The organism is Sphingobium sp. CR2-8 (assembly GCF_035818615.1).
In the GTDB taxonomy this organism is placed as follows: domain Bacteria; phylum Pseudomonadota; class Alphaproteobacteria; order Sphingomonadales; family Sphingomonadaceae; genus Sphingobium.
In genome coordinates this window covers 2,111,987-2,128,016 of the sequence record NZ_JAYKZY010000002.1, presented here as the reverse complement: position 1 = coordinate 2,128,016, position 16,030 = coordinate 2,111,987, and the positions used below count along the sequence as shown (strand labels likewise).

General features: G+C 64.7%; 12 protein-coding genes. 4 read left to right on the top strand and 8 right to left on the bottom strand.

Annotated features, from left to right (window positions below; all coding sequences use genetic code 11):
• Positions 1-111: 111 nt before the first annotated feature.
• The 5 genes from U5A82_RS14235 to U5A82_RS14215 are packed head-to-tail and all read right to left on the bottom strand — an operon-like array spanning position 112 to position 5,178.
• A complete protein-coding gene (locus tag U5A82_RS14235) occupies positions 112-951 on the bottom strand; it encodes an aldose 1-epimerase (protein WP_326291500.1) in 840 nt (279 codons plus the stop codon).
• Between the two features lie 17 nt (positions 952-968).
• The gene (locus U5A82_RS14230) at positions 969-2,381 is read right to left on the bottom strand and encodes a sugar porter family MFS transporter (RefSeq protein WP_326291499.1); all 1,413 of its coding nucleotides are present in this window, start codon (positions 2,379-2,381) and stop codon (positions 969-971) included.
• Between the two features lie 22 nt (positions 2,382-2,403).
• Complete coding sequence (locus tag U5A82_RS14225; RefSeq protein ID WP_326292941.1) at positions 2,404-3,279, bottom strand: SMP-30/gluconolactonase/LRE family protein; 876 nt, start codon at positions 3,277-3,279, stop codon at positions 2,404-2,406.
• Position 3,280: 1 nt separating this feature from the next.
• Complete coding sequence (xylB, locus tag U5A82_RS14220) at positions 3,281-4,039, bottom strand: D-xylose 1-dehydrogenase (RefSeq protein WP_326291498.1); 759 nt, start codon at positions 4,037-4,039, stop codon at positions 3,281-3,283.
• Positions 4,036-5,178, bottom strand: a complete 1,143-nt coding sequence (locus U5A82_RS14215; protein WP_326292940.1) for a fumarylacetoacetate hydrolase family protein — start codon at positions 5,176-5,178, stop codon at positions 4,036-4,038. Before U5A82_RS14215 ends, xylB begins: the two co-directional genes overlap by 4 nt.
• Before the next feature lie 153 nt (positions 5,179-5,331).
• Between U5A82_RS14215 and U5A82_RS14210 the strand changes: the two genes are divergently transcribed.
• A complete protein-coding gene (locus U5A82_RS14210; protein WP_326291497.1) occupies positions 5,332-5,562 on the top strand; it encodes a hypothetical protein in 231 nt (76 codons plus the stop codon).
• A gap of 169 nt (positions 5,563-5,731) precedes the next feature.
• Here the strand turns inward: U5A82_RS14210 and U5A82_RS14205 are convergent, their stop codons facing one another.
• On the bottom strand, positions 5,732-6,154 hold the full coding sequence (locus U5A82_RS14205) for an EF-hand domain-containing protein (protein ID WP_326291496.1): 423 nt from the start codon (positions 6,152-6,154) through the stop codon (positions 5,732-5,734).
• Between the two features lie 270 nt (positions 6,155-6,424).
• Between U5A82_RS14205 and purB the strand changes: the two genes are divergently transcribed.
• Entirely contained in the window at positions 6,425-7,741 is a 1,317-nt protein-coding gene (purB, locus tag U5A82_RS14200; RefSeq protein WP_326291495.1) for an adenylosuccinate lyase, read from the top strand.
• A gap of 52 nt (positions 7,742-7,793) precedes the next feature.
• Here purB and U5A82_RS14195 read toward each other — a convergent pair whose 3' ends face one another.
• On the bottom strand, positions 7,794-8,903 hold the full coding sequence (locus U5A82_RS14195) for a LacI family DNA-binding transcriptional regulator (RefSeq protein ID WP_326291494.1): 1,110 nt from the start codon (positions 8,901-8,903) through the stop codon (positions 7,794-7,796).
• Positions 8,904-8,979: 76 nt separating this feature from the next.
• Positions 8,980-11,112: an alpha-glucuronidase family glycosyl hydrolase gene (locus tag U5A82_RS14190; protein ID WP_442802214.1), complete on the bottom strand. Its 2,133-nt coding sequence runs from the start codon at positions 11,110-11,112 to the stop codon at positions 8,980-8,982.
• Between the two features lie 171 nt (positions 11,113-11,283).
• Here U5A82_RS14190 and U5A82_RS14185 point away from each other — a divergent pair, with 171 nt between their 5' ends.
• Both U5A82_RS14185 and U5A82_RS14180 read left to right on the top strand, forming a co-directional pair.
• Positions 11,284-13,662: a glycoside hydrolase family 3 N-terminal domain-containing protein gene (locus U5A82_RS14185; RefSeq protein WP_326291492.1), complete on the top strand. Its 2,379-nt coding sequence runs from the start codon at positions 11,284-11,286 to the stop codon at positions 13,660-13,662.
• Entirely contained in the window at positions 13,659-16,028 is a 2,370-nt protein-coding gene (locus U5A82_RS14180) for a glycoside hydrolase family 3 N-terminal domain-containing protein (protein WP_326291491.1), read from the top strand. The genes U5A82_RS14185 and U5A82_RS14180 overlap by 4 nt, the downstream gene beginning before the upstream one ends.
• The last annotated feature ends 2 nt before the right edge of the window (positions 16,029-16,030 follow it).

The following is a 16,030-nucleotide window of genomic DNA, read 5'->3' as shown; positions in this document are numbered from 1 at the left end:
ACCCTTTATGCTGTTTGGGACAGCTTAGAGCATTTTAGCGCCAAGTGGAAACAGCTGGTCGTCAGTAAATGCGCAAATCATGTGTCGACGGCCATAGCTGTCGATGATCGCCTATCGCGCCCGGTCGATGGCGATGGTCATCGACAGCCGCGCCGTGTCACCCGCCGCCAGAATCGGCATGCCGCCCCGATGGATCGCGTCGGGCATATGGCTGACCGGCTCCACGCAGAAGAACGCTTCACCGGGCGGGCGATAGACGTGCAGCCAGTCGGCACCGGTCGCCGTCAGCGTCAGGCGCAGGCCATCGCCGCGTTCGATCGTCGCTATGCCGTCCCAGTCGCTATAGGGATTGTCGATCAGGCTGTCCCCGCGGACAGAAGCCAGACGGGACCAGTCGCCCAGCGCGTCGGCGCGCGCTTCCCGGTCGGGCAGCATGTCGGGCGTGGACAGCCAAAGGCTGTGCGCGCCGAACTGGAGCAACGTCTCCGAATCCGCCAGGAAATAGGGGTGAAAGCCAAGGCCGATCGGCATCGGCGCATCGCCGACATTCGTCGCGGACAGCGACATGGACAGTTGTGACGGCGTCAGCATGACGCGCTGTTCGGCGCGATAGGGCCAGGGCCATCCGGCGTCGCCACCATGCTCGTGGACCAGCAATGCCGCCGTTTCAGCTGTCTCACTCGCTGTCCATGACGTCTGCCAGCCAAAGCCATGGATGCTGTGCGGGTGGTCGCCGAAATTGCGCGGCAGCTGATAATCCGCCCCGTCGAAAGTGAAGCGCCCGTCCGCGATGCGATTGGCATACGGGACAAGTGGAAAGCTCGCCATCGCCAGCGGATCGATGGCGTCGTCCGGCGCGCCCCGCATCAACTCCACGCCGTCCAGCGACAGCCGTAGCAGCGACCCGCCGACAGCGGGCGACAGGGCCGCTTCCAGCCCGCCCGCCCGCATCAGGATGATGTCGTTACTCAGCCTTCCATATCCTCAAGCTCGCGCCCCTTCGTTTCATGCACCATCTTGCGCACGAAGAAGAAGCTGATCGCCGCGAACAGTGCGTATCCGGCATAGGTCACGACCAGGCCCGGCGACACGGCGAGCGCCGGGAAGCTGACGGAGATCGCCGCATTGGCGATCCACTGCGCAAAGCCCGCCACGGCCAGACCCGACCCGCGAATCTGGTTGGGGAACATTTCGCCCAGCATCACCCACATGATCGGACCCCAGCTGAGATTGAAGAAGATCACATAGAGGTTCGCCGCAACTAGCGCCATCAGGCCGTTATGGCCGGGCAGGGTGACCGCGCCGTTCGCGCCCGTGACGGCAGTCGAGAAGGCGTAGGCGACTACCGCCAGCGTCACGGCCATGCCGGCCGATCCGACCAGCAGCAGCGGCTTGCGGCCGATCCTGTCCACCAGCATGATCGTGCCCAGGCACGCGCCGATCGACAGGACGCCCGACAGGATGTTGATCTGCAACGCATTGTCTTCGGAAAAGCCGACCGCTTCCCACAAGGTCGCGCCATAATAGAAGACGACGTTGATGCCGACCAGCTGCTGGAAGACGGCCAGGCCGATGCCGGTCCACACGATCGGGCGGATCTTGCCCGTGGTCTTGCTGATAAGGTCGGACAGTTTGGGGCGGTGATGGTCGGTGGCCAGGCTGGCGCGGATTTCGGCGACCTTGCGCGCCGCTTCCTGCGGTCCGAACAGGCGGGTCAGCACCACCAGCGCGCGATCGTCATGGCCGCGCGCGACCAGATAGCGGGGGCTTTCGGGGATGACGAGCAGCGCCAGGAAATAGATGGCGGCGGGGATCGCCTGCAACCAGAACATCCAGCGCCAGGCGGGGAAGTCCAGCCATAGCGGCGCGGTGGAACCACCGGCATAGCGAGCCAGCACGAAATTGGCGACGAACGCGCCGGTCAGACCCGAAATGATCATGACCTGCTGCACGCTCGACAGGCGCCCGCGCACATTGGCGGGGGTGACTTCGGAGATGTAGACGGGCGAAATCACGCTCGCCGCGCCGACGCCCAGGCCGCCGATGATCCGTGCGATGATGAAGATTACCGAGGAACCGGCCGCGCCCGCGACCAGCGCGCTGACCAGGAACAGGACCGCCGCCAGCATCATCACGCCGCGCCGGCCGATGATGTCGGCCATGCGCCCCGCACCGAATGCGCCGATGGATGAGCCCACCAGGATCGCACCGACATTGATGCCGATGCCCAGCTTGCCCAGGTCGAAGGCCGCCTCCAGCCCCTTCTGCGTCCCGTTGATGACGCCCGAATCATAGCCGAACATGAACCCGCCGATCGTCGCTACGGCGACGATGGCGGCGATAAAGGCCATGTTGACCCTTTCCGCGCTCCCCTCAGTCATCTCTCTTTCGTCCTTCCTGCTTTTATATCGTTGCGACATGCCCTGGCAGCCCGGCCACGCCGGGGTCGAAGGCGAAGAGATCGCCCGCCAGAGGTTGCTGTTCCAGTGCTGCGCTGTCCAGCCCCTTGCGCGCGGTCGTCGCATAGGCCGTGGTCAGGGCGTCGCCGCCAAAGGCGATCTTTGTGATGTTGGCGACAGGGAAGCGGATGTCGCGCATCAGCTTGCCGGCCGGATCGTAGCGGCGCACCGCCCACCCGCCGAACAGGCCGGTCCACAGGCATCCTTCGGCATCGACCGTAGGACCGTCCGGATAGCCCGCGCCATCCTCTATCTTCGCGAACAACCGGGTGTTGCCGACTGCGCCGTCGTCGGCCAGGTCCGTGCGCCAGATGCGCTTGCCCAGCGTGTCGGTGTGGTACAGCGTCCGCCCGTCGGGCGAGAGGGCAGGGCCATTGGTGATCGACACGGCAGGCAGGCCGCTTTCGACGCACACGCCCTTGTGGAAGCGATAGAAATAGCCGCTATCGGCTTCCTCCGCATCGTCCATCGACCCGAACCAGAGCGCGCCGTCGGGCGCGACGGTCGCGTCATTCTGCCGGTTGCCCGGTAGGTGCGCTTCGGGGGCATGGAGCAGCGCGAAGCTGCCCTGCTCGGGATCGAAGCGATGCACACCCGATTGCAGGCCCACGGCGAACAGCCCGTCGTCGGTCGGCACGATCCAGCCGACCTGGCCCGGCGCGGTCCAGCTCCGCGCGACGTCCAGCGCAGGATCATAGCGATGGATGCGATGACCCTTGATGTCCACGAACCACAGGGCAGCCTCGCGCGCGACCCAGACCGGCCCTTCGCCCAGCGTCGCGCCGACCGACACTATGCTTTGCGGATCGGCGGTCAGCATGTCATCGCCAGCCCGCGTCGATGAAATAGTCATGCGCGGTGCAGTAACGCGCATCGTCCGACGCCAGGAACATCGCCAGCGCGGCAACATCCACCGGCAGGATGCGGCCGTCCAGGCATTGCGCCGCCACGATCTCCGCTTCGCCTTCTGGCGTGTACCATTTTTCCTGGCGCAGCGTCTTCACATTGCCCGGGATGATGGTGTTGACGCGGATATTGTCGCGACCCAGGTCACGGGCCAGGCTGCGGGTCAGCCCCTCGATCGCGGCCTTGGCGGTCTGGTACAGCGTCAGTTCGGGCAGAGCGAGGTGCCAACTGATCGATCCGAAGTTCAGGATCACGCCGCCGCCCGCGCGCTTCAACGCGGGCACCGCCGCCTGCGCCGCGAAGAAGAGGTGGCGCAGATTGACCGCCATCCGCTCGTCCCAATAGGCCGGGGTCACTTCCGCGATCGTGTGGCGATCGTCATTGGCGGCATTGTTGATCAGTATGTCGATCCCGCCCAATTGCTGCTCGACCGTGCCGATCATCGCCTGCACCGCGTCGATATCCCGCAGATCGACGGGGTGGAAGATCGGCGTGAAATCCGCGCCGGACAGGCGGGCAACCAATGCCTCGCTCGGTTCCACCGCGATATCGCAGAAGGCGACATGCGCGCCCTGCGCCACGAATCCTTCGACCAGGCCCTCGCCGATGCCGCTGCCGCCACCGCTGATGAAAACCCGCTTGCCCTTCAGGCTGAGGTAGATGGCACGGCTCATGCGGTTTCTTTCTCTTGCACGGTCAACAGGCCGCGCGCTGCGAGATTGGTCATCAGGGCGGTGAGGCCCCAGGTCCAAGGCGCAGCGTCCTTCGAGGTGACGACCCTGTTGACCAGCTTGCCCAGGCGGGGGGTGGAGATGGCGACCACGTCGCCGACTTTGTGCGTGAAGCCGCGGCCCGGATCGTCGCGATCCTGCACCGGCGCGAAAAGGGTGCCCAGGAACAGCGTGAAGCCGTCGGGATATTGATGTTCCGACAGCGTCTGGCGCACCAGTTCCAGCGGATCGCGGCTGATTTGGTTCATGCTGCTCGCGCCCTCCAGCCGATAGCCTTCGGGGCCGTCGATAGTCAGCTTCACTTCGGCATTGCGCACGTCATCAATCGTGAAATCGGCGTCGAACAGGCGGATGAGCGGGCCGAGCGAGCAGGAGGCATTGTTATCCTTCGCCTTTCCCAGCAGCAGCGCGGAGCGCCCTTCGAAATCGCGCAGATTGACGTCGTTGCCCAGCGTTGCGCCAATGGCTTGCCCGGCGGCATTGACGATCAGCACGACTTCGGGTTCGGGGTTGTTCCAGGTGGAGTCGGAGCGGATGCCGATGTCCGCGCCCAGGCCGACGGTCGACAGGACCGGCGCCTTGGTGAAGACTTCCGCGTCGGGACCGATCGCGACTTCCAGATATTGCGACCAGAGGCCGTCTTCGATCAGCGCGGCTTTGAGGGCGGCGGCTTCGGGCGAGCCGGGGACCACGGCGCGGATCGATCCGCCCACGCGTTCCTCCAGGCGGCCGCGAATCTCCGCCGCAGCGCTCGAATCGCCGCGTGCGCGCTCTTCGATCACGCGCTCGATCGCCGACAGGGCGAAGGTCACGCCGCACGCCTTGACGCATTGCAGGTCGACCGGGCTGAGCAGCGGCAGCGTCAAGGTGTCGAGCGGGCCGAGCGCCTCGCCCACGTCACTGGCGACCGGCAGCTTTTCGACAAGCTGGGCGACCGTTGGCGCGACCGCGCTCATATCATGGGCGATGCCGTTGCGCACCAGGACCGGGCTGGGACCGGCGGCCGTGAGGATGCGGCCGACAAACAGGCCCGTCCGCCAATCGGCAGGCAGGCAATCAAGCAAGGAGAAGTCCCCCGGCATCATCAACTCCTAAAACAATGGTTGTTCATTGATAGCGCTACCAACATGGATAGGGGCGCTGAGTTAAGAGGGGACCGCAAAATGCAAAAGCGCAGGCGTACGACCAGTTCCGGCTTTTCCCCGCGCCCGCTTTGGGGCATAGCTATAGGGGTCATGAGCAAGACCGAAAACAGTCCGTCGGATACCGACGCAGCCGCCCCCGTCTCACCAACGCCCGCCACCGACAAGGGGCCGGACAAGAGCGGAACGCAGGATAAAAGCAAAGTGGATCTCGCCACCGCCGCGATAAAATCGGCAGGCAAGGGTGTGTGGGCCGGTGCGGCCGTGGGCATTGGTTCCGCCGCTATCGTCGCCGCGTTGCTCTACACGCGCAAGAAGGGCTGAACGGTCCCGCCTGATGGAAGCGGCGGGCGGCCTGTTCCGCCGCGCACCTGCGCCAGCGGCAAAACAACCCCACAAAGAAAAGGCGGCATGGCCTTCGCTCCATGCCGCCTTTCCGGGTGCGACCCCAGGCTCTACGCCCCGCCTTCGTGACAGGAGGGGATAGGTCTTCTTACCCTGCGCCGCCGCTCAGATAGCTGACCAGTTCAGGCTTGCTGATCGACGTGCTTTTATCCTTGTCGGCGGTCGCGAATGCGCCATTGGCCCAGGCCGTGACCTGCTCTGCGGGCAGGGTGGATCCGGTGGCTTTCATTTCCTGCCCCTTCAATGCGACCATCCAGCGGGTAAATTCCGGCTGATCCAGCTGCCCGTCGCTGTTGGCGTCATAAGCGGGGAATTCGCTGTCGACGATGGTGGCGACCGATGTCGCGGGATTGGCGGGTGTCGCCGGGGTTGCCGATTGCGGCGCGGTCGGCGCTGCGGGAGTTGCGGACTGCGGCGCGGCGGGCACCGTGCCCTGGTCCGGCGCCATGGTCTGCGCCATGGCAGGCGCGGCGACCGCTATGGCAGTCGAGAATAGGAACGTGCGGATCATGATAATCTCCTGACGCCGTGAATAGGTCGGGACGTCGAGCGCCCGATGAAGTCGTTATGATAGGATAATAATGAACCGGAACTGGCAATGTTCCTGAACATGCGTTCATGTGGGCGCATTCGTCTTGAAAACAACGTCGGTTCATCGAACTTCTTCATAGTGGCGGGAAAAAATAGCCGCCTGCGTCGATCGGTCTGCACTGATTTGCCCCGAGAGGGCGACGCTGCTAGGCGCGCGGCAACATTTCTTCTCCAACCGCAGGATTCGCTCATGGTCCCCCGCTATTCTCGCCCCGCAATGACCGCGCTCTGGGAACCGGAGGCGCGGTTCAGGATCTGGTTCGAAATCGAGGCGCACGCGACGCAGAAGCTGGGCGAACTGGGCGTCGTGCCGCCATCGGCGGCCAAGGCGTTGTGGGACTGGTGGGCGACGAACCCCGCCATCGACGTACCGGCAATCGACGCGATCGAGGCCGTCACCAAGCATGACGTCATCGCTTTCCTGACCTGGGTCGCCGAACAGGTAGGCGACGAAGCGCGCTTTATGCATCAAGGTATGACCAGCTCCGACGTGCTCGACACCTGCCTGGCCGTGCAACTGGCCCGCGCCGCCGACATATTGATCGACGACCTCGACAAGCTGCTGGAGGTCATCAAGCGCCGCGCCTTCGAACATAAGCTGACGCCGACCATCGGCCGCAGCCACGGCATCCATGCCGAACCGGTGACGTTCGGCCTCAAGATGGCGGAAGCCTATGCCGAGTTCAGCCGCTGCAAGGCGCGCCTGATCGCCGCGCGCGAAGAAATCGCCACCTGCGCCATTTCCGGCGCGGTCGGCACCTTCGCCAATATCGATCCTGCGGTCGAAGACTATGTGGCGGAGAAGCTGGGCCTGGTCGTGGAGCCGGTTTCCACCCAGGTGATCCCGCGCGATCGCCACGCCATGTTCTTCGCGACGCTGGGTGTCATCGCCTCGTCCATCGAGCGCCTTGCCGTGGAGGTCCGCCACCTCCAGCGCACCGAAGTGCTGGAAGCGGAGGAATATTTCTCGCCCGGTCAGAAGGGCAGCAGCGCCATGCCGCACAAGCGCAACCCGGTGCTGACCGAGAACCTGACCGGCCTCGCCCGCGTCGTGCGCGCCGCCGTCGTCCCCGCGCTGGAAAATGTCGCCCTGTGGCATGAACGCGACATCAGCCATTCGTCGGTGGAGCGCTTCTTCGGTCCCGACGCCACGATCACGCTCGACTTCGCGCTCGCCCGCCTGACCGGGGTGATCGACAAGCTGCTCGTCTATCCCGAACGGATGATGAAGAATCTCGACAAGATGGGCGGCCTCGTCCACTCGCAGCGCGTGCTGCTGGCCCTGACCCAGGCGGGCGTCAGCCGCGAGGACAGCTATCGCTACGTTCAGCGCAACGCGATGAAGGTGTGGGAATCGGACGGGAAACTGTCGCTGCTCGAACTGCTCAAGGCTGACGCAGACGTCACCGCCGCGCTGCCCGCGCAGCAGATCGAGGAGAAGTTCAACCTCGATTATCATTTCCGCCAAGTCGACACGATCTTCAAGCGCGTGTTCGGCGAAGCGTAACACTATCTTTTTAAGCCCGTTCGGGCTGAGCCTGTCGAAGCCCTGCTCTTCCTCAAGAAGTGCGGCCCTTCGACAAGCTCAGGGCGAACGGGTCCGATCCCGGGCGCGGCCGCAAGCGTGGCGCGGCGTCCGACTGTCGCCGGATCAGCGCATGGTCCAGCACCAGATGCTCGGCCGCGTCGGCGGCGCGCCCGCGGCGGCTTTTTACCTGTCGCACCAGCACTTCCACCGCCGCGCGCGCCATGGCGCTGATCGGCTGGCGTATCGTAGTCAATTCCGGCCATATCGTGGTGGCAAGCGATGTGTCGTCGAACCCGCACACGGTCAGGTCGCCCGGCACGTCCAGCCCGCTGCGATGCGCGATCGCGACCGTGGCGGCAGCCATATCGTCGTTGCTGGCGAAGATGGCGGTCGGCGGATCGGCCAGCGCCAATATATGTTCGGCCGCATCCAGCCCCGATCGATAGGTGAAATAGCCCTGCGCGATCAGCTCGTCATCTATCGCCAGGCCAGCTTCCTGCAACGCCGCCACATAGCCTTCGAACCGCCTTGTGCTGGCGCTCTGGTTCGGGTTGCCCCTGATGAAGCCGATGCGCACATGACCCAGCGCGATCAGGTGCCGCGTCATTTCATAGGCGGCCTGTCGGTCGTCGATGCTGACGGCGGACAAAGCGGATGGTGGGCGTCCGGTGGCGACCGCGACGGCGGGAATGCCCGCTGCGTCCAGCGCCGCCACCATTTCGTCCAGGTCGCAGAGCGGCGGCGGCAGGATCACCCCGTCGATCCGCCCACGCTGCAAGTGGGCGACGACTGACGGGATCGACGTTTCCTCGTCCCATTTTTCGACGACCAGATCGACGCTGCTGCGGCTGGACTGGTCCAGGCTGCCGACCAGAAATTCGCTGAGATAGGAAGAGGATGGGTTGGAATAGAGCAGGCCGATCCGCGTTTCTTCCCCACCCGCCAATGTCCGCGCGGCGGCGCTGGGCGCGTAGTTGAGCGCGGCGATCGCCGCCTCCACCTTTTCCCGGGTGGCCGCGCGCACGACCTGCTCGCCATTGATGACGCGCGACACCGTCATCGGCGACACGCCCGCATGGCTGGCGACGTCGTTGATGGTGGGCGCGTTACGCTGGCGGCGGGCCGATCGGGTGTCGCTCAATGCGGCTATGCTTTCGCTGGGATGATGTCGGTGCCGAAATGGGTGCGACATCATCCTGTAAAATTAAAGCAAATAATCAATTATGGCCCGGTGCATAGGGGAATTTCTGCGCCTTGTACCAGTTCAAGTCATGCGCGGGCGCGGCCGATCCGGCGGGCAGGGGGCGTTGCGACACCGACTGGAAATAGGCGATGCTGGCGTCGCGCCACCATTGGGCCTCGCGATGCTGGATCGTCAGGAACGTCTGCGTCTGCGCGAACCGTTCGGGGTCGACATAGGGTTTGAGCGACGCCCATGTCGTCTGCATGTCCGCGACATGGGTCACGCCCGCTTCATAGCGATGGACCAGGCCATTCCACAGCGTCTCGCCTGATCGCAGGCGATAGTCCCAGGGGACATGATGGAACCAGAGCAGGTTGCGCTCCGGCGTGGTTTTCACATTGGCCCACATATTGGCGATCGGCGGCGCATATTGGCTGACGGCGTCGCTGCCCGTTTTCGTGCGGTCGAAACCGATGCCGTTCGCATCCGCCTTATGATAATAGACCGGGTTCCATTCGGGCCGCGCCAGATCGGCGACCCATGGCCCCGGCCCATAATGGTGGCCGGTGTCCATGACATGGGCCAGCCCCAGCGGCGTCATGTAGTCGACCGCCGCCTCGCGCGAACCCATCATCATTTTGACCACCGGCTGCACCAGCCTGGGATCGGGGGAGAAGGTCATCTCCGCCCATTCCTTCGCGATTTCCTCCGCCGACAGGCTGGTGTCCCAGGCAAGTCGACCGAAAGCATACCAGTCCGCCTGATTGAAGATCGACCCGCTCCAGTCGCGATCCACCCCGATATTGGCGACGCCCGCAATGCCGGTCAGCCTGTGCCCGTCCAGCGATCCGTCGATCACCTTGGCGACCGTCGATCCTTTGCCTTTCGCGTAAGTATCGGCGTCCAGCGTCTCCTCGAACAGCGGGCCGAGATAGGTCAGGTGTGTCGACTGGCCCAGATATTCCTTGGTGATCTGGAATTCCATCATCAGCGGCGTCTTGGGCATCGCGCCGAACAAAGGATGGAAGGGTTCGCGCGGCTGGAAATCGATCGCGCCATTCTTCACCTGCACGATCACATTGTCGGCAAACTGCCCGTCCAGCGGCTTGAAGTCGCTATAGGCCTGCTTCGCGCGATCGTCGGGATTGTCGTGCGCATAGACGAAGGCGCGCCACATCACGATGCCGCCATGGGGCTTCACGGCCGCCGCCAGCATGTTCGCGCCATCGGCATGGGTGCGGTTATAATCCTGCGGCCCCGGCTGGCCCTCGCTGTTCGCCTTGACCAGGAAGCCGCCGAAATCGGGAATCGCCTTGTAGATTTCGTCGGCCTTCGCCTTCCACCAGGCCGCGACGGACGGGTCGAGCGGATCGGCGGTCTTGAGGCCATCCAGTTCCATCGGCGCGGTCCATTTGACCGAGAGGTAAACCTTGATGCCATAGGGGCGGAACATATCCGCCAGCGCCGCCGCCTTGGCGATATAGGGCGCGGTCAGGCTGTCAGACTTGGCGTTCACATTGTTGAGGACGGTGCCGTTGATGCCGATCGACGCATTGGCCCGGGCATAGTCGGTATAGCGCGGCCCCTTCCAGTCGGGCAGCCGCCACCAGTCCCAGATGGATTGCCCCGCATAACCGCGCTCCACCGTGCCATTGAGATTGTCCCAATGGTTGAGCAGGCGCAGGCCGATCTTCGGCGCGCTGCGGATGTCGAGCCTGTCCAGGCTCGCGCCGCTCTGCGCCAGCCGCAGCCAGTGATAGGCGCCATGGAGCAGGCCGATATCGCTGTTCGCAGCGATCAGCGTCACCGCCTTGCCATCAACGATGGTGGAGCGAATCGCATAGCCCTCCGCGCTCAGCCCTTCGGTCTTGACCGGTAGGGCAGGGGTGGACGTAGGGGTTGCGAGCCACAAGGCGCCCTGCTGGACCGTCGGCGACACAGTGGGCGACGTGCCGGTCATGCCGCCTATGCCGCGCTGCAATTCCCGGGTCGCAATCGCCAGGGTCGGGCTGTTGTCGGCCGCCACGATTCCCGTGGCGTGCGCCGCCAGCGCGGCTGCGCGCGATGAGTCCGCCGGGGCGTAGCGCAGCCACAGATCATAGCCGTCCTCGGCCTGCGCCATGGGGGCCGCCAACGGCGTCAGCGCGGTTCCGGCCGCGGCAATCATCCAGCAAAACAGGCGCGCTTTCACTTCCGTCCTCTCCCTTGGTCCCGACGGTCAAAGCCCATGCAACGGGCATTGACAAGTCTCTCTTATCGCATCAATGGTAACGTTATCAGTTGTAAGGCGGCAAGCGGAAAGATCGTCGCACGGTAAAAACTTGTGGAGAGGGGCCCCGTGATCCGTACCAGTAAAGTCCTCGCCGCCGCGTCGGTGCTGGCGCTTGGTTTCGCCTTGCCGATGGCCGCCGCCCAGTCCGCGCCGTCCGCCGCCGCATCTGCCAAAGCCGTCTATAAAGACGCCGGTGCACCGGTCGAAGCGCGCGTGGACGACCTCCTGTCACGGATGACGCTGGACGAAAAGATCGCCCAGATCACGACCGTTTGGACCGACAAGGTCAAGATTTTCGATGACCGGCTCCAGCTTGATCCGGCAAAGCTCGCCGCGCAATATCCCCATGGCCTCGGCCATTTTACTCGGCCCTCCGATGCGAAGGGTGCTTTCAGTCCCCGGGTTGCGCCAGGACGCAATCCGCGCCAGACGGTCGCGCTGGTCAACGCCCTGCAAAAATGGGCGACGACGCAGACGCGGCTCGGCATCCCGATCCTGTTTCATGAGGAAGGGCTGCATGGCTATGCGGCCGTCGGCGCGACCAGCTTTCCTCAATCGATCGCCATGGCGTCTTCCTTCGACACCGCCATGCTGCGCGACGTGAACAGCGTGATCGCGCGCGAAATCCGGTCGCGCGGCGTGCCGATGGTGCTGTCGCCCGTGGTCGATATCGCCCGCGATCCGCGCTGGGGCCGGATCGAGGAAACCTATGGCGAAGATCCCTATCTGGTGGGCGAAATGGGCGTCGCGGCGGTCGAAGGCCTGCAAGGCGTCGGCCGCAGCCGCACCCTGCGCCCCGGCAAGGTGTTCGCCACGCTCAAGCATCTGACCGGCCACGGACAGCCCGAAAGCGGCACCAATATCGGCCCCGCGCCGGTGTCCGAACGCGAACTGCGCGAAAATTTCTTTCCGCCTTTCGAACAGGTGGTGAAGCGCACCGGCATCGAAGCGGTGATGGCATCCTATAACGAAATCGACGGCGTCCCCAGCCACGCCAATCGCTGGCTGCTGGAAAATGTGCTGCGCGAAGAATGGGGCTTCAAGGGCGCGGTCGTGTCCGACTATTCGGCGGTCGACCAGTTGATGAGCATCCATCATATCGCCGCCAATCTGGAAGAGGCGGCGATGCGCGCGCTGGATGCGGGCGTCGACGCCGACCTGCCCGATGGCCTGTCCTATGCGACGCTGGGCAAGCTGGTGCGCGAAGGCAAGGTGAGCGAGGCGAAGGTCGATCTGGCCACCCGCCGCATGCTGGAACTGAAATTCCGCGCGGGCCTGTTCGAAAATCCCTATGCCGACGCCGCCGCGTCGGAAAAGATCACCAATAATGCGGACGCCCGCGCGCTGGCGCTGAAGGCGGCGCAGCGATCCATCACCCTGCTCAAGAATGACGGCATGCTGCCGCTCAGGCCCGAAGGCACGATCGCCGTCATCGGGCCGAGCGCCGCCGTCGCACGTCTGGGCGGCTATTACGGCCAGCCGCCCCACAGCGTCTCGATCCTGGAAGGAATCAAGGCGAAGGTTGGGGGCCGCGCCAATATCGTCTTCGCGCAGGGCGTGAAGATCACCGAGGATGACGACTGGTGGGCGGACAGCGTCACCCAGTCGGACCCCGCCGAAAACCGCAAGCTGATCGCGCAGGCGGTCGAGGCGGCGAGGGGCGTGGACCGCATCGTCCTGACGCTGGGCGACACCGAACAGTCGAGCCGCGAAGGCTGGGCCGACAATCATCTGGGCGACCGCCCCAGCCTAGACCTGGTCGGCGAGCAGCAGGCACTGTTCGACGCGTTGAAGGCGTTGGGCAAGCCGATCACCGTCGTCCTCATCAACGGCCGCCCGGCATCGACCGTCACGATCAGCGAACAGGCCAACGCCATATTGGAAGGCTGGTATCTGGGCGAGCAGGGCGGCAATGCCGTCGCGGACATACTGTTCGGCGATGTGAACCCCGGCGGCAAGCTGCCCGTCACCGTGCCGCGATCGGTCGGGCAATTGCCGATGTTCTACAATGTAAAGCCCTCGGCCCGCCGTGGATATCTGTTCGATACCACCGACCCGCTCTATCCCTTCGGTTTCGGCCTCAGCTACACGAGCTTTGCCCTGTCGCCGCCGCGACTGGCCGCGACGACGATCGGCACCGGCGGTAAAACGACGGTCTCGGTCGATGTCCGCAACAGCGGTGCGCGCGAAGGCGACGAAGTCGTCCAGCTCTATATACGCGACAAGGTCAGCAGCGTCACCCGTCCCGTCAAGGAATTGAAGGGCTTCCAGCGCGTGACGCTGAAACCCGGTGAAGTACGTACGGTGACATTCACCATCGATCCCGACCGCCTCCAGATGTGGAACGACGCCATGCATCGCGTGGTGGAACCGGGCGATTTCGAGATCATGACCGGGAACAGTTCGGTCGCGCTCCAGTCCGCCACGCTGACGGTGACGCCATGACGCTCGCCCGTCGGCAGGCGCTGGGCCTGCTCGCCTCCACATCCTTTCTCGCTGCCGCCCCGGCGGTCGCGGCGAAGAAGGACGGCCCGCTCTACAAGGATGCGTCCGCCCCCATCGACCTGCGCGTCCGCGACCTTCTGGGCCGCATGACGCTGGAGGAAAAGGTCGGCCAGATCATCGCGCTCTGGGCGACCAAGGCCGACATCATGGACGACCTGACCTTTTCGCCTGCCAAGGCGAGCGCGGCCTATCCACACAGTTTCGGCCAGATCACGCGCCCGTCCGACCGGCGCGGCGCGCCCAACGGTTCCAATCAGGCGGGTGGCGTCGGCGCGCGCTGGCGCACCCCGGCCGACACGGTCGCCTTCATCACCGCAGTCCAGACATGGGCGACGCAGGAAACCCGCCTCGGCATCCCCGTTCTCTTCCATGAAGAATTGCTGCACGGCTACATGGCGACCGACGCGACCATGTTCCCGATGGCGATCGGCCTGGCGGGCAGTTTCGACCGCCAGTTGATGCACGACGTCCAGTCGGTCATCGCCCGCGAAGTCCGCGCGCGCGGCGTCCATCTGGCCCTGTCCCCGGTGGTCGACATCGCCCGCGATCCGCGCTGGGGCCGGATCGAAGAGACGTTCGGCGAAGATCCCTATCTTTGCGGCGAGATGGGTGTCGCGGCGGTGCTGGGCCTGCAAGGGGAGGGCAAGCAGCTCGGCCCCGACAAGGTGATGGCGACGCTTAAGCATATGACCGGCCACGGCCAGCCCCAGAGCGGCGAGAATATCGCGCCCGCGCCCATCAGCCAACGCGAATTGCGGGAGAATTTCTTCCCGCCCTTCCGCGAAGTGGTAAAGCGCACCGGCATCGCCGCCGTCATGCCAAGCTATAACGAGATTGACGGCGTCCCGTCGCATCAGAATATATGGCTGCTCGGCGATATCCTGCGCGGCGAATGGCATTTCGACGGCGCGGTGGTCAGTGATTATGGCGCGGTCGAGGAACTCGACACCGTCCACCATGTCCAGCCCGACCCGCAGGCCGCCGCACGCGCGGCCCTGCGCGCCGGGGTCGATTGCGAACTGCCCGATGGCAAGACCTATCGGACGTTCGTGGAACAGGTCCGCAGCGGAAAAGTCCCCGTCGAGGCGATCGACATCGCCTGCACGCGCATGTTGACGCTGAAATTCCGCGCGGGCCTGTTCGAAAATCCCTGGCCGCGCAAGGATTATGACGCGCTGACCGGCAACCGCGAAGCGCGCGCGCTGGCGCTCAAGGCCGCGCACAGGTCGATCGCGCTACTCAAGAATGACGGCACGCTGCCGCTCAGCCCCGGCGCGCACAAGCGGGTCGCGGTTATGGGTCCCAACGCCGCCATCGCGCGACTGGGTGGCTATTCGTCCATCCCGCGCCAGAGCGTTTCCCTGCTGGAAGGCGTTAGGGCCAAGCTGAACGGCAAGGCGGAGGTCGTCCACGCCCAGGGCGTCTTCATCACCCGTAGCGAGGATCGGTCGGTGGACGAAGTGCTGCTGGCCGACCCGGTGAAGAACCGCCAGCTAATCGCCGAGGCGGTGGAGGTGGCGAAGGGCGCGGACATCGTCATCCTCGCCATCGGCGATACCGAGCAGACCAGTCGCGAAGGCTTTGCCAAAAACCATCTGGGCGACCGCACCGACATCGATCTGGTCGGGGAACAGAATGATCTGTTCGCGGCGATCAAGGCGACCGGCAAGCCCGTCATCGTCTGCGCGATCAACGGTCGCCCGCCCAGCTATCCGGCCGTGGCGGACGGCGCGAACGCACTGCTGAAATGCTGGTATCCGGGGCAGGAGGGCGGCACCGCCATGGCCGACATCCTGTTCGGCGATGTCAATCCGGGCGCGAAGCTGCCCGTCACCGTCGCGCGCGACGCGGGGCAGGTGCCGATCTTCTACAACCGCAAGCCGTCGGCCCGGCGCGGCTATCTGTTCGCGGATAACGCACCGCTTTTTCCTTTCGGATATGGCCTCAGCTACACGCAATTCGACATTGGAAAACCACGGCTTTCTTCCGCGCGTATCGGCGTCGGCGGCACCGTGACGGTGCAGGTCGAGGTCCGCAATGTCGGGAACAGGGCAGGGGACGAGGTCGTCCAGATCTACGTCCACGACCAGACCGCCAGCGTCACCCGCCCGATCAAGGAACTCAAAGGCTTCGAGCGCGTCACGCTTGCCCCCGGCGAGACGAAGACCGTGCGCATCGACATCGGCCCCGACGCCTTTTCCTTATGGAATCTCGACATGAAGGAGGTGGTCGAACCCGGCCTCTTCGACATCATGGTCGGGCCCGACAGCCAGAATCTTCAGACCATCACGCTCGAAATCATCTGAAC

Excerpts from the sequence above, each read along its gene's own strand:
- purB (WP_326291495.1), top strand. The coding sequence starts at position 6,425 with ATGGTCCCCCGCTATTCTCGCCCCGCAATGACCGCGCTCTGGGAACCG.
- U5A82_RS14210 (WP_326291497.1), top strand. The coding sequence starts at position 5,332 with ATGAGCAAGACCGAAAACAGTCCGTCGGATACCGACGCAGCCGCCCCC.
- U5A82_RS14225 (WP_326292941.1), bottom strand. The coding sequence starts at position 3,279 with ATGCTGACCGCCGATCCGCAAAGCATAGTGTCGGTCGGCGCGACGCTG.
- U5A82_RS14235 (WP_326291500.1), bottom strand. The coding sequence starts at position 951 with ATGCGGGCGGGCGGGCTGGAAGCGGCCCTGTCGCCCGCTGTCGGCGGG.
- U5A82_RS14205 (WP_326291496.1), bottom strand. The coding sequence starts at position 6,154 with ATGATCCGCACGTTCCTATTCTCGACTGCCATAGCGGTCGCCGCGCCT.
- U5A82_RS14190 (WP_442802214.1), bottom strand. The coding sequence starts at position 11,112 with ATGATTGCCGCGGCCGGAACCGCGCTGACGCCGTTGGCGGCCCCCATG.
- U5A82_RS14180 (WP_326291491.1), top strand. The coding sequence starts at position 13,659 with ATGACGCTCGCCCGTCGGCAGGCGCTGGGCCTGCTCGCCTCCACATCC.
- U5A82_RS14230 (WP_326291499.1), bottom strand. The coding sequence starts at position 2,381 with ATGACTGAGGGGAGCGCGGAAAGGGTCAACATGGCCTTTATCGCCGCC.
- xylB (WP_326291498.1), bottom strand. The coding sequence starts at position 4,039 with ATGAGCCGTGCCATCTACCTCAGCCTGAAGGGCAAGCGGGTTTTCATC.
- U5A82_RS14215 (WP_326292940.1), bottom strand. The coding sequence starts at position 5,178 with ATGCCGGGGGACTTCTCCTTGCTTGATTGCCTGCCTGCCGATTGGCGG.